This is a genomic window from Amycolatopsis sp. A1MSW2902, assembly GCF_017312175.1.
Lineage (GTDB): Bacteria > Actinomycetota > Actinomycetes > Mycobacteriales > Pseudonocardiaceae > Amycolatopsis > Amycolatopsis nivea.
Genome location: NZ_QJPO01000001.1, coordinates 413,759 through 426,853 on the forward strand (window position 1 = coordinate 413,759; position 13,095 = coordinate 426,853).

Here is a 13,095-nt window from a genome sequence, read left to right on the forward strand (position 1 = left end):
AGATATGAACGTGGATAACGGGGCGGAGCTGCGGTGATCTGGTGCGGTCCGTGATCAACCCTTGCGAAGGGCCCTGGAATGACCCGTCCGTCCTCGTCCGAGACCGTCCTGCTGCTCGTACACGGCGCCTGGCACGGCGCCCTGCACTGGAGCCCGACCCAGCGCGCGCTCAGCCGCCACGGCCTTGCCAGCATCGCCGTCGACCTGCCCGGCAGCGGGCTCGGCGCGCCCGTCCCCAGCGGGTACTTCCGGCCCGGTCAGCCGGGGCTCGCGGCCGAGAAGTCGGCGCTGAGCGACCTCACCTTGCAGGACAGCACCGATGTCGTGCTCGAAGCGCTGGTCAGCGCCCGCACCCGCTACCGGAATGTGCTGCTGGTCGCGCACAGCGCCGCGGGTTCCGTAGTGTCGGCCGCCGCGGAGCAGGCGCCCGAACTGGTCGACCGCCTCGTGTACCTGTCCGCGTTCGTGCCCGCGGGCCGGCCGCGGTTCTCCGACTACATCGAAGCCGAGGAGAACGTCGGCGCCGTCCAGATTCCGCCGGTCGGCGACCCGGCCGAACTGGGCGCGATCCGGATCAATCCGCTTTCTCCCGACCCGGCGGTCACCGACGTGATCCGCCGGGCGTTCCTGAACGACCTCCCCGCGGACGCGCCGGACTCGTGGCGGCAGTTCCTGCACCCGGATCACCCGCTATCGCACTACGGCACACCAGTTCCGCTCTCGGCGGAGCGCTGGGGACGGCTCCCGCGCTCCTACCTCCGGTTGACCGGCGACCTCGCGCTGCCGCCGGTGACCCAGGATTTGATGATCGCCGAGGCCGACCAGGTGACGCCGGACAATCCGTTCCAGGTGCATTCCCTGCCGGGCGGCCATTCGCCGTTCGTGATCCGGCCGGAGGAGCTGGCGACGCTGTTCGCCGCCATCGCGCTGCAGCGGTCCGCCCGATGACCACGATGCGGTCCCCCTCCCGGCGGCTTCTCCTGCCGATCATCCTGTCCGGCACGTTCGTGCAGCTGTTCAGCGTCACGGTCATGCAGGTGGGCGTGGTCGACGTCCAGCGAGATCTGGGCGCCGGGGCAGGCGAGAGCCAACTGGTTCTCGCCGCCTACACCCTCGCCTACGCCTGCTCGCTGATCGTTTCCGCGCGGCTGGGCGACAACTACGGCTACCGGAGGATGTTCGTCGCCGGGATGACGCTGTTCACTCTCGCCTCGGTCGGGGCGGCCGCCGCGCCCGAAGCGTGGGTGCTGATCGCCGGACGGCTGTTTCAGGGTTTCGGCAGCGGGCTGATGGCACCGCAGATTCTGTCGATCATCCAGTCCGCGGTAGCCCCGGGCCGTCGTGCCGCCGCGTTGAGCGCGTTCGGCGCGACCATGGCGGCCGCGTCGCTCGCGGGCCCGGTGCTCGGCGGGGTGCTCATCCAGCTCGACCCGCTCGGCCTCGGCTGGCGGGCGGCGATGCTGCTGACCGTTCCCGTCGGCATCGCCGCCCTCGCGCTCTCCCCCGCGCTGCCGCCGGATCACGGCGAACGCACGGCGGCACGCGTCGACCGGACCGGGGCGGCGCTGAGCCTGTTCGGCTTGGCCCTGCTGGTCTTTCCCCTGACAATGGGGCGGGACGCCGGCTGGCCGTGGTGGACGTGGCTGAGCCTGGCGCTGGCCGCGGCACTGCTAACCGGTTTCGCGATTTCCCAACGCAGGGCGGCGGAACCGCTCGTCCATCCGTCCACGTGGGCGGAACCGGCGACGCGATGGGGGCTGGGCATCGTCCTGGTCTTCAACGCCGGAGTGCCCTCCTTCACGCTGTTGCTGTCGATGCATCTGCAAGGCGGGCAGGGCTGGAGTCCGCTTCAGACCGGGTTCGGCATCACCCCGTACGCCGTCGGGGCACTGGCCGGGAGCGGAATCGCGAAGAGGCTGGGCCGGCGCTTCGGCCCGTGGGCTCTGGCGGCGTCCTCCCTGGCCATGGGATCGGTGTCGCTGGTCGTCCCGGCGACCATCGGCGACCCGGCCCTGCGGTGGCTGTACTGGCTCGCGCTGTGCCTCGGCGGCATCGGGTTCGGCGTGTTCACCGCTTCGGCGTTCACCCAGATCATCGCCAGAGTCCGCCCCGAAGCCGCGACCTCGGTCTCGGGTCTGCTCCCGACGGCACAGCAACTGGGCGGAACCCTCGGCGTCACGTTCGCGGGCATCGCCTACGCGACGTCCGCCGGGAACCCCGGCCAGGCGTTGTGGCACGCGATGACCTACGAGGCCGCGGTGTTCGCGTTGGCCGCCGCCTTCGCTTTCGGGCTGGCGGGCCGCGCGGCTCGAAAAGCACCGGCCCGGACCGGCTCGGCGATCTGCTGAACTCACGGCTGCGCGTTGTAAGTGGGATCGGCCCGGTATTTCCGTGCGGTTTCCCGCAGGCAGTGCAGGAGCAGGTCGCCGTATTTCGGGTCCGTGCCGGCCCAGGCGGCCCAGGTGCGCATCCAGTGTTCGGGCCGGTGTTCGCTGAGCGGGACCCAGGTCCAGCCGGGAAACCATTTGCGCGCCGAGGCATTGCCGATGAGGACCGCGTCCACGCGGGAACTCGTGGCGATCAGTTCGCTGTGTTCGGAGAAGGCGCGAAACAGCCAGTCGACGTCGGTCCGGGTGGTCGCGGCGGCGGTGCGGAGGCTGATTTCCTCGCCTTTGGAGGAATGCGCCATGACGCGCAGGCCCGCGAGGTCCGTGACGTCGATTTCGGTTCGGCCGGCCGGGAGCGCGTCCTCGCGGAAGACGCAGCCGAGTCGTTGCCGGAACAGCAATTCCGCGTGGAGTTCGGGCGGTTCGGTGTGCATCAAGCTCAGATCGAGCAGACCGTTGTTGAGCATCCGCCGCTGTTCCTCGCTGGTGGCCTCGACGATGGCGAACCGGACCTCCGGCGCCTCGGCGGCGACCGACGCCAGGTAGTCCTCGATCCAGCCGCGCGGAACTCCCGAGGGCACCCCGAGATGCACGAGGCGCCCGCCGGCCGAGGCGGTTTGGAGGACTTCCGGGACCCGGTCGACGAGTTCGAAGATCGACAGCAGGTGCGCGCGCAGGCCTTCCCCCGCGACGGTCAGGGTGGTGCCGGCGGGCGTGCGCCGCAGCAACTGGTGCCCGAGGTTCTTCTCCAGCTGGGCGATCTGCCTGCTCAGCGTGGGCTGAGTGAGGTGCAGTGCGGCCGCGGCGCGCGAGATCGAGCCGTATTCGGCCACCGCGCGGAAGTAGTCGAGCTGACGCAACTCAAGCATGGGGACATGCTATGCCTTCGGAGCATGGGGATGGCCGATAACAGGTATTTGCTAAATAACCGGCGGCCGCTGACGATCTGAGGACCGAAGACACTCCCCGGAGGACCCCATGAGCGCAAAGATCGTCGAGCTGGCTTTCGAGCGGTTTTCCGGTGACGCCGCGCCGTTCTCGTTCGTGCTCGTGCACGGCTGGGCCCGGTCCCGTTCGGACTGGGCTCCGATCCTCGACGGTCTCCGTGCCCTCGCTCCGGTCGTGGCCGTCGACCTGCGCGGGCACGGCGAGTCCCAGCCGGGCGAGGGCATGCGGCTCCCGGATGTCGCGGCCGACGTCCGGGCCGTGCTCGAGCAGCTCGGGCTCGCTCGCGTCGTGCTGGTCGGGCACTCCGCGGGCAGCGAGGCGGCTGCCTTCCTCGCCCGGCGGGAGCCGGAACTCGTCGCCGGTCTGGTGGTCGTCGATCCGGCGTTCGGGCTTCCCGACGACGACCGCGCGCGGATCGAGGCGCTGGCCGGGCGGCTCCGGCGGGAGGATCCCGTCGCCGTCGCGGCCGAGCACTTCCTGAAGTCCGGGCCGAGCCCGTTGCCGGGCGCCGGCGGGCCGGTCTCGGCCACGCCGGAAGCGATCCGCGATCTGTTCGCCGACTTCGCCTTCGCGCCGGAGGCCCTGCATTTCCAGACCGAGACCGCCAGGTTCTTCGCCGGGTTCCCCGTTCCGGTCCTGGCGTTCTACCGGAACGAAGAACGTGCCGCTCTCGCCCGGGAAATCCTTCCTGCCGCCCGGATCCAGGTGCTTCCCGGGGGCCATTGGACCCACCACGAACATCCCGGCGAGGTCGTGACCGCCATCGCGGACTGGATCCGCTGACCGAGTTCTTTTTCTTGCGTTGAAAGGAAAGAAGAGAATGACCGAGCCGCAACGCGTCGCCATCGTCACCGGCGGGGCCGGAAAACTGGGGAGCGCCATCGCCGCGCGGCTCCTCGAGGACGGCGTCGCCGTCGTGGTGGCGGACGTGAACAAGGAAGCGGCAGCCGCGACCGTCGCGGGGTTCCGCGAGCGGTTCGCCGCTCCCGCCGTCGACATCGCCGCCGACCTCGGGTCCGTCGAGGCGATCGAGTCGCTGGTGGACGAGACGGGCGCCCGGTTCGGCCGGATCGACGTCGTCGTCAACAACGCCGCGGTGAACCGCCGTTCGACCCTGTCCGAACTCGCCCCGGACGACTGGGACCTGATGAGCGGCGTGAACCTGCGCGCGCCGGCGATCCTGGTGAGCCGCGCGCTCGGTTTCTTCAAGGCGCAGAACAGCGGCGCGATCGTCAACATCGCCTCGCGGAACTGGGTTTCCGGCGGCCCGGTGGCCTACACGACGATGAAGGCCGGCCTCGTCGGCATGACCCGCTCGTTCGCCACCGAACTGGCGAAGTACCGCGTCACCGCCAACGCCGTGGCGCCCAGCTTCATCGAATCGGACTTCACCGGCTACGACCGCGACGAGGAGCAAATGCGGCGTCTGATGGAGCAATACCAGGCGATCACCCCGCTCCCGCGCATGGCCGAACCCCGCGATGTCGCGAACGCCGTCGCGTTCCTCGCCTCGCCCGCCGCGTCCTTCATCACCGGCGAAGTCCTGCACGTCTGCGGCGGCGCCCAGCTCGCCCCGCTCCCCCGGACGCCGCTCGCCGTCGAGCGCTCTTCGCGGCGATGAGGTTCAGCGTCGCGACGATCTCGTTGCCCACCCTGGACATCGGCGAATCGATCGCCGAAATCGCCGCGGCCGGGTTCGGCGGTGTCGAATGGCGCGTCGAGCCGCGTCCCGGCAGCATCCCGGATTCGCCTCCCGCGCACCCGTTCCTCGTCGACCACCGGTCCACCCTCCCGCTCGACGTCGCGGCGGCGGAGAGCGTGGCGGCGGAAACTCGCGCGGCGGGGCTCGAAGTGGTCGGACTGGCGCCCTACGTCGAAGTCGGCGACACCGCCACGCTCCGGCTGGCCTGCGACATGGCCGCTGCCGCCGGCACCGGACAGATCCGGTTGCAGGCACCGAGAATCTCCCGCACGAACAAACCGTATTCCGTCCTCTACGCGGAAACGGTCGCGTTCTTCGCCGACGTCGAGGCAACGGCAAAGGAAACCGGTGTCCGGGCGTTGCTGGAGATCCACCACAACACCATCTGCTCCAGCGCGTCTTTGGCGCACCGGGTGGTCGCGCGGTTCGATCCGGCGCACGTCGGCGTCATCTACGACGTCGGGAATTTCGTCTTCGAAGGCTACGAGGCGCACGAAATCGCGCTCGACCTGCTCGGCGATCACCTCGGGCACGTGCATCTGAAGAACGCCGCGCACTTCCGGTCGCCGGGCGGGGCATGGCGGCCGGGATGGACGCCGCTCGAAGACGGCGAGGTCGACGTCCCGCACGTCCTCGGACTCCTTCACGAGCACGGATACCGCGGCTGGGTGTCCGTGGAGGACATGAGCCTCGACCGTGCCCCACGCGCCGCCTTGCGCCACAACGCGGCACAGCTCCGCGAGTGGGGCTTGCTGCACTGACACCTCACCATCCAGGACAAGGAGGTCCTCGCATGGACACCGCGGAGCCGTCCGCAGGCAAAGCCCTGCCCGAGCACCCGGCCGTTTCCCGCTACCGCTGGGTGATCTTGGCCAGCTGCTGGCTGGCTTTCACCCTCATCTACATCAACCGCACCGCGTGGTCGGTGGTCGCCGTCGACGCTTCGCATTCCCTCGGACTTTCCGTGGCCCAGCTCGGGATCTTCGCCACGGCGCTGTCCATCGGCTACGTCGTCACCAACATCCCCGGCGGCATCGTCGCCGACCTGATCGGCGGCCGGATGGCAGCCGGGATCTCCTTGGTGACCGCGGGAATGCTGACCTTCGCATTCGGCAGCGTCAAGAACGTCGGCGTGGGAATCGCGATCCAGATCCTCATCGGGCTGGTCAGCGGCGCCGACGTCGCGTCCTTCACCAAGCTGATCAGCCGCTGGTTCCCGCCCCGCGAACGCGGCACCGCGTTCGGCCTGTACATCACGTCGACCGCGCTGGGAGGGGTGATCGCGAACGCCTCCATCCCGGAGTTGCTGACGGCCCTGCACTGGAACGGCGTCTACTACCTCCTCGGCGCGCTGACCGTCGCCGTCGGCGCGGTGTGCTGGGCCCTCCTGCGCAACAATCCGCCGTCCCCGGTCGAACCCGCCGGCGAACCCCCGGCTCCGGGCGGCGGACGGCTCGGTCTGCGCGCGATGTTCGCCAATCGCAACCTGGTGTCGCTCGCGGCGGCCGGCCTCGGCATGCAATGGGCCACCCTCGGGTTCCTGGCCTGGGGCAATTCGCTGATGGTCAAGGCGCTCGGCCTGTCCGCCGGGAAGGCGGCGCTGGTGATGGTCGTCGTCAGCACCACGGCCATCGGGGTCAAACCGCTGGTCGGCTTCCTGTCCGACCGCGTCCGCGGCACCCGCAAGACGCATCTGATGGTGCTCAGCGGGTACTTCGCGCTCATCCTGGCGGTGTTCGGACTGGTCCGGAGCTACTCGATGCTGCTCGTGCTCGCTCCGTTCCTCGGGCTCGGCGTCTACGGCTATACGGTGCTCACGAACTCGACCGTGCCCCAGTACGCGGATCCGCGGTTCGTCGGCGGGTCCTTCGGTTTCGCCAACACCGCCTGGCAACTCGGCGGTGTCTTCGCTCCGGTCGCGGTGGGTGCGGTGTTCAGCGCCACCGGTTCGCTGTTCCTCGCCCTCGCAGTTCTGGCGGCCGGCCCGTTGCTGGGGGTATTCCTGCTCCTGCCGATCCGCGAACAAGCCAGGACAGCGGTCTCCGCCGAAGGGAACTCTCTTGTCCACAACAGACACTGACCGGCTCGAAATCCGTGCGCTGGCGGAAAACTGGGCCCTGTGGCGAGACGCTGGGGACTGGGATCGGTTCGCCACGGTGTGGCATCCTCGCACGGGCTGGATGAGCGCGACCTGGTTCCAGGGCCCGGCGTCCGAGTTCATCGCCGCCAGCCGCGCGGGATTCGAGAACGGGGTGAGCATCCTGCACTTCCTGGGCGGGCACACCGCCGACATCGCCGGCGATCGCGCGGTCGCCCAGACGAAGATGACCATCAACCAGCGCGCGGACGTCGACGGCGTGCCCGTGGACGTGGTGTGCACCGGCCGGTTCTACGACTTCCTCACGGTGCACGAGCGGCAGTGGAAGATCGTGCGCCGCCAGCCGATTTACGAGAAGGACCGGCTCGATGCCGTCGACCCGGCGGCTTCGCTGTCCCTCGATCCGGCTGTGCTCGGCCGCTTTCCGATCGGCTACCGGCACCTCGGCTACGTCCAGACGAAGGCCGGGTTCACCGTGCGGGAGGGCCTCCCCGGCCTGACCGGCGCCGCCGTCGAGACGCTGTACCGGGAAGGGGACGAGTGGCTGGCGGGCTCGAGCACACCGGGGATCCCGCTCCGCTGAAGTCATGCGGAGCACCGGCCGACGAGCCGCGCTGGGCGGTTTCCCTCCGGCTGTAGGTCCGTGAAGGGCTCCTTGAAGGAATCTGATTCCCTCAAGGAGCCCTTCACGGACCTCGCCAACGAGTGCCAGCCCCACGAGCGCGGCGCACTCGCCGCCGGAAAGCCTCAGCGAGCCGTCGAGCAGAGGGTCACCGGCTCCACTCCTCCACCCGCACCCCCATCAACCGAGCCGCCGCGCGCAGTTCTCTCCGCCGATCCCCCGGCACCGCATGCACGTGATTCGCCCCGAAGCGCGACAAAAACGTCTCCGAAGCCACATCCAGACGCGCGAACGCGTGCGGCCACTCCGGCGTCGAGCGCGACACCAGCTCCTCCGTCGTCCGCGCGTCGTAGTTCTCGAACTCCCCCAGCACCAATTGCATCCGATACTCCCCGTCCAACCGGCTCAACCGCGCCAAGGTCATCCGGCCGGGGGCGGCGATGTGCTGCACCGAAGCCCCGCCCGCGGGGAAGAAGAACACCTCCGGATAAAGGTGCACCCGCGCCAGGTTCTCCGCCGGGTCCTCGCTCCGCGCGGCGAACCACGTCGCGTGCTGGCCGGAGTTGCACAGGTCCCACACGTCGCGGTCCGGGTGGTAATGCCGGACATCAGCAAACAGCACCGGCGTCCCGGTGATCCGATGCATCAGCTGCATGGTCAGCGCACCGTCCATGTCCGCTTCGGTGGCGGTGACGTGCACGGCTTTGGGGCCGTTCCAGTCGTACGGATCGTTGAGCAGCGCCTCGGCGACATCGGCGGTCGCGAAGTGCTCGGTCAGCTCCGGTTGTGCTTTGATCCCAGAAAAATCCAGGTGGCGTTCGGCAGCGACATCGCGCACGGCAAGGTAAAGACGCAGTTGGCGTTCCAGCAACTCCGGGGTGAGCCGATCTCCATCGTAGTGCACGGTGGCATGCTCTTCCAGCCATTTCCGACCGTCCGCAGCCGCGGAAGAGGGGCCGGATTCGGCGCGGCGGACCAGTTCGTATTGGTCGATTTCCTCGACGTCCACGCCGAATTGGCGCATCCACTGATCGGTATTGGCCACCGCGGTGTTCATGCCCATCGGCCGTCCGCCGAAGCGGCCGAAGGTCGAACCGCGCAACGAACCGACGGCAGCGGCGGCGCTCGCGTGCGCGCCGACTTCGGCGATCAGTTCCGGGTCGGACGGCGAGCCCCACAAACGGGTGTGCGTGCGGCCGATCTGGTCGAGCGCGCCCCCTGCGGCGAGCATTCCGACCAACCCGGGCTCGGTCGGGTCGGTGCTCGCGACGAGCAGCAGCGGGCCCGGGGTCGCGTCCGCGGCCAGCATGGTGAAGTGCGGAAACGCCCACACCGCGTAGTACAGCACCGTCACGTCCACCGAACTCGCGGCGACCGAGCGCGCGGCCGCGGTCGCGGTGGTGTTCGTGGCTACCAGCCCTCCGGTGACGACGTCGTGGCCCGCCGCGGTCAAGGCGGCGGTGAACTCGTCCACTTTGGACCGGATGAAGCCGGTGTTCCGCCGGTGCACGTGGTCGCGCCCGTCGGAGACGGCGAGGACACCGATTCGCGCCATAGGTCAGCTCCGGTTCAGTTCGGCGTACACCTGGGCGGCGTTGTCGCGCGTCACCAGGCGGGTGGGCAGGGTCTGCGTCTTGGGCACGGTCTGGCAGTCGACGAGCAGTTTCTTCGCTGCCGCAACGGCTTCCTTGCCGCCGGTCGGGTAGATGAACGTGGCCGACAACCGTCCGGCCTCCACCGCTTTGATGCCGCCTTCGGGCACCGGCAGGCCGTCGATGCCGACGATCGGCAGGTCCGCGCGGCCCGCGTTCTGCGCGGCGATGCGCGCGCCCTCGGCCATCGGGTCGTTCTCGGAGAACATCGCTTGCGCGTCCGGATGCGCTTTCAGCAACGCGTCCGCCTGCTGTTGTCCCTTGTCCCGCAACCAATCCGCGTCCGCGCTGCCCACGACGGTGATATTGCGGTCCGTAATGCCCTGGTTGAATCCATCGCTGCGTTCCTTGGCAGGCGTCGATCCAGCGAGACCCTTCAGCTCGACGACTTTCCCGCCCTGCGGCAGCAATTTCTCGGCGAAGAACTTGCCCGCCTGACGGCCGATGTCCACATTGTCCGCACCGATGAACGACGTGTACCCGTCGCCGTCCACCTTCCGGTCCAGCACGAGCACCGGGATCCCCTGGTCGTAAGCCTTCTTCACGACTCCGGTCAGCGGCGTCGCCTCGTTCGGGCTGATGATCAGCAGGTCGATGCCCTGGGTCAGGAACGTATTGACCTGCTCGACCTGTTTCGCGTTGTCCTGCGCGGCATCCGCGTAACTGACGCTGAATTGCGGCACGCCCGCCGCAGCCTTGCGGATGTCGTCGTCCATCCGGACGCGATACGGTTCGGCGAGATTCGCCTGGCTCATCCCGATTTTGTATTTCCCGCTCGGGCCGTGGCATTGTTTCGCGGCCGGCGCGGCGCCGGACGACGCGCCCGGCGCGTTCTCGTGCGTGGTGCCGCAGGCGGCGACGAGGGCCAGCCCCGCCAGGACCGCCCCGCCGCGGATGATGCCGGACATCTGCTCCCCTTTTCCCGGACGCCTATGCCGTGGCCGGGCGCAGCCGCTGCAGGCCCGCGGCCAGCACGATCACCACGCCGACCACGATCAGCTGGACGTTCGAATCGATGTCGTTGAGCTGGAGGATGTTGTCGAGCACGCCGACCAGCAGGGCGCCCGCGACGGTGCCGGACACCGACCCGCGCCCGCCGGACAGGCTGGTCCCGCCGATCACGACGGCGGCGATCGCGTTGAGCTCGTACCCGGTGCCGTCGTTGGGCCCGCCGAAGTTGTACTGTCCCGCGTGGACGATCCCGGCCAGCGCGGCGAGCAGCCCGCACAGGCCGAAGACCAGCACTTTCACCCGGATCACCGGCACCCCGGACAGCACCGCGGCCTTCTCGTTTCCGCCGATCGCGTACACGTGCCGCGAGAACGCGCTCGCCCGCAGCACCAGCACCGCGAGCGCCGCGACGACCACGAAGAACAGCGCCGGGATCGGCACCACGCCGCCGAACGTCCGCTCGCCCAGCAGCGAGAACGGCACCGGAGCCTGGCCGGGACCCGTGCCGTAGGTGATCGAAACGCCCTCGCCGCCGGACCACATCCGGGCGATCCCGCGGGCGATCTGCATCCCGGCGAGCGTCACGATGAACGACTGGATCCGGAACCGCGCGCTCGCGATCCCTTGCAGCAGCCCGAAACCGAAGCCGAGCGCGAGGATCAGCAGCACGCCCGGCACGAGTCCCCAGCCGCCGCTGGTGAGCAGCAGCGCGACGCCGACGCTGGCCAGCCCCATCACCGAGCCCACCGACAGGTCGATGCCGCCGACCAGGATCACCAGCGTCATGCCGACCGCGATGATGCCGATCTCGGAAATCGCGCGGACGACGTTGAACAGGTTGCCGCTGCCGAGAAACACCAGCTCCCCGTCGCGGTGCGGGGAAAAGACGATCGCGGCCGCGAAGACCAGCACGAGCCCGAAGACGCTCTGGAACCGGAACACCGCGGCCAGCACGGAACGCCCGTTCACCGGACGTCTCCCATCGACGCGGCGAGCAGTTCCGCCTCGCCGGCCTGAGCCGTGTCGAGCTCGTGCACGCTGCGTCCGCCGCGCAGCACCACCACGCGGTCGCACACGCCGACCAGCTCGGCCGGTTCCGAGGACGCCAGCAGCACCCCGACGCCGCTCCGCGCGGCCTCGCCGAGCAGCCGGTAGATCTCCGCCTTCGCCCCGACGTCCACCCCGCGCGTCGGCTCGTCGAGCAACAGCAGCGCCGGTTCGGTCAGCAAAGCCCGTCCCAGCACCACTTTCTGCTGATTCCCGCCGGACAGCGAACCCACCGGATCGGCGAGCGACCCCAGTTTCACCCCGAGCCTCCCCGCTTCCTCCCCGGCCACCGTCCGCTCGCGCCTGCCGGGAACGATCCCGAACCGCGCCAGCCGGTCCACAATGGACAGAACGGTGTTCGCCACGACGGAATGCTCCAGCGCCAGCCCCGCGATCCGCCGGTCCTCGGGCACGAACGCGATCCCCGACCGCAGCGACCCGCGCGGCGAGCGCGGCCGGAACTCCTTGCCGCGCAGGAAAATCCGCCCGCTCAACAACTTTCCCCCGGCAGCGCCGTACAGCGCCTCCAGCAACTCGGTCCGTCCCGCGCCGAGCAATCCGGCGACGCCGACGATCTCTCCGGCCCGCACGGTGAGACTGATCCCGTCCGGCTCCCGCCGCCCGGCGCGCGGCCGCATCACAAGATCCTCGACGCGAAGCACCTCGTCCTGACTCGGCGAGGGCACGCTGTCCGCGCGGAACATGAGGTGCACCGGACGGCCCACCATCGCCTCCGCGGCCCGCTCGGCAGTCAGCTCGGCCGCGCTGAACTCCGCGACGACCTCGCCGTTGCGCAGCACCGTCGCCCGGTCCGCGACCCGCCCGATCTCGTCCATCCGGTGCGACACGTAAACGATCGCCGCCCCGTCCGCGCGCAGTTGGTCGATGACCGTGAACAGCCGCTCGACCTCGCGCGGCGACAGCGCCGACGTCGGTTCGTCCATCAGCAGGATCCGCGCGTCCAGCGACAGCGCTTTCGCGATGGTGACGAGCTGCTGTTCGCCAGTGCGCAGCCGTTCGACCGGCGTGCGCGGATCGAGGTCGACGCCGGAGCGTTCCAGCACCTCGCGGGTGGCCGCGACCATCCGCCGCCGGTCGACCGTGCCGCCGCGGGTGTGCGGTTCGCGGCCGAGAAAGACGTTCTCCGCCACGGAAAGCGCGGGGACGAGGTCCAGTTCCTGATGGATCATCGCGACCCCGGCGCGGCGCGCGTCGGCCGGGCGGGCGAACCGGACCGCCTCCCCCGCGATCCGGATCGCCCCCTCCCCGGCGGCGATCTCCCCCGACAAGATCTTCAGCAGCGTGGACTTGCCTGCCCCGTTCTCGCCGAGCAGCGCGTGCACCTCCCCCTTCGCCGCGGTGAAGTCCACCGCGCCCAGGGCACGCACCCCGCCGTAGGTCTTGCTGACGCCGGCCAGCTCGGCCAGCGCGACGCCGTCGCCCATGCCCCGCCCTCTCGGCCCGCCCCACGTCGAGAAATCGATTACCCGCGACGGTAGGGGCACCCCGCCGGAGTGTCAAGGGTCACATTTTCCCAGTTCAGGGGAGCCTCGGCTCCGGTTCCGCCGGGCACGTTCCGCTCCGCCGCCTGAACTGCGGGTGACCCCTGTCCGACCCCCTGGAAACGCCTGGCCGTCCAGTTGCCTCCGCCCCTGGCCGGCCGGGCGTGATTTGTGGCATACCTCGCG

General features: G+C 69.7%; 12 protein-coding genes. 7 read left to right on the forward strand and 5 right to left on the reverse strand.

From position 1 onward, the window contains the following. Positions 1–78: 78 nt before the first annotated feature. Both DMP23_RS01970 and DMP23_RS01975 read left to right on the forward strand, forming a co-directional pair. The gene (locus tag DMP23_RS01970; protein WP_337819971.1) at positions 79–948 is read left to right on the forward strand and encodes an alpha/beta fold hydrolase; all 870 of its coding nucleotides are present in this window, start codon (positions 79–81) and stop codon (positions 946–948) included. Then, positions 945–2,348, forward strand: coding sequence for an MFS transporter (locus DMP23_RS01975; protein WP_337819972.1), 1,404 nt, complete (start codon positions 945–947; stop codon positions 2,346–2,348). The genes DMP23_RS01970 and DMP23_RS01975 overlap by 4 nt, the downstream gene beginning before the upstream one ends. A 2-nt stretch (positions 2,349–2,350) precedes the next feature. On the opposite strand, the gene DMP23_RS01980 is transcribed toward DMP23_RS01975, so the two are convergent. Then, positions 2,351–3,256, reverse strand: coding sequence for a LysR family transcriptional regulator (locus DMP23_RS01980; RefSeq protein ID WP_337819973.1), 906 nt, complete (start codon positions 3,254–3,256; stop codon positions 2,351–2,353). A 109-nt stretch (positions 3,257–3,365) separates the two neighbouring features. On the opposite strand from DMP23_RS01980, the gene DMP23_RS01985 reads away from it, so the two are divergent. The 5 genes from DMP23_RS01985 to DMP23_RS02005 are packed head-to-tail and all read left to right on the forward strand — an operon-like array spanning position 3,366 to position 7,718. Then, positions 3,366–4,118 carry an alpha/beta fold hydrolase gene (locus DMP23_RS01985; RefSeq protein ID WP_337819974.1) on the forward strand — a complete coding sequence of 251 codons (753 nt, stop codon included), beginning with the start codon at positions 3,366–3,368 and terminating at the stop codon, positions 4,116–4,118. 37 nt (positions 4,119–4,155) lie between these two features. Next, positions 4,156–4,956, forward strand: a complete 801-nt coding sequence (locus DMP23_RS01990) for an SDR family NAD(P)-dependent oxidoreductase (protein ID WP_337819975.1) — start codon at positions 4,156–4,158, stop codon at positions 4,954–4,956. Beyond that, positions 4,953–5,798 (forward strand): sugar phosphate isomerase/epimerase family protein, encoded by an 846-nt coding sequence (locus DMP23_RS01995; protein ID WP_337819976.1) that lies wholly within the window; start codon positions 4,953–4,955, stop codon positions 5,796–5,798. Before DMP23_RS01990 ends, DMP23_RS01995 begins: the two co-directional genes overlap by 4 nt. A 32-nt stretch (positions 5,799–5,830) precedes the next feature. Then, on the forward strand, positions 5,831–7,117 hold the full coding sequence (locus tag DMP23_RS02000) for an MFS transporter (protein WP_337819977.1): 1,287 nt from the start codon (positions 5,831–5,833) through the stop codon (positions 7,115–7,117). Next, positions 7,098–7,718, forward strand: a complete 621-nt coding sequence (locus DMP23_RS02005; protein ID WP_337819978.1) for a nuclear transport factor 2 family protein — start codon at positions 7,098–7,100, stop codon at positions 7,716–7,718. Before DMP23_RS02000 ends, DMP23_RS02005 begins: the two co-directional genes overlap by 20 nt. Positions 7,719–7,905: 187 nt before the next feature. Here DMP23_RS02005 and DMP23_RS02010 read toward each other — a convergent pair whose 3' ends face one another. The 4 genes from DMP23_RS02010 to DMP23_RS02025 are packed head-to-tail and all read right to left on the reverse strand — an operon-like array spanning position 7,906 to position 12,852. Continuing rightward, a complete protein-coding gene (locus tag DMP23_RS02010; protein WP_336159077.1) occupies positions 7,906–9,312 on the reverse strand; it encodes an L-fucose/L-arabinose isomerase family protein in 1,407 nt (468 codons plus the stop codon). A 3-nt stretch (positions 9,313–9,315) separates the two neighbouring features. Continuing rightward, positions 9,316–10,317, reverse strand: coding sequence for a substrate-binding domain-containing protein (locus tag DMP23_RS02015; protein WP_238607259.1), 1,002 nt, complete (start codon positions 10,315–10,317; stop codon positions 9,316–9,318). Between the two features lie 22 nt (positions 10,318–10,339). After that, entirely contained in the window at positions 10,340–11,329 is a 990-nt protein-coding gene (locus DMP23_RS02020; protein ID WP_037818734.1) for an ABC transporter permease, read from the reverse strand. Then, positions 11,326–12,852, reverse strand: a complete 1,527-nt coding sequence (locus DMP23_RS02025; protein ID WP_336159078.1) for a sugar ABC transporter ATP-binding protein — start codon at positions 12,850–12,852, stop codon at positions 11,326–11,328. The genes DMP23_RS02020 and DMP23_RS02025 overlap by 4 nt, the downstream gene beginning before the upstream one ends. Positions 12,853–13,095: the final 243 nt, after the last annotated feature.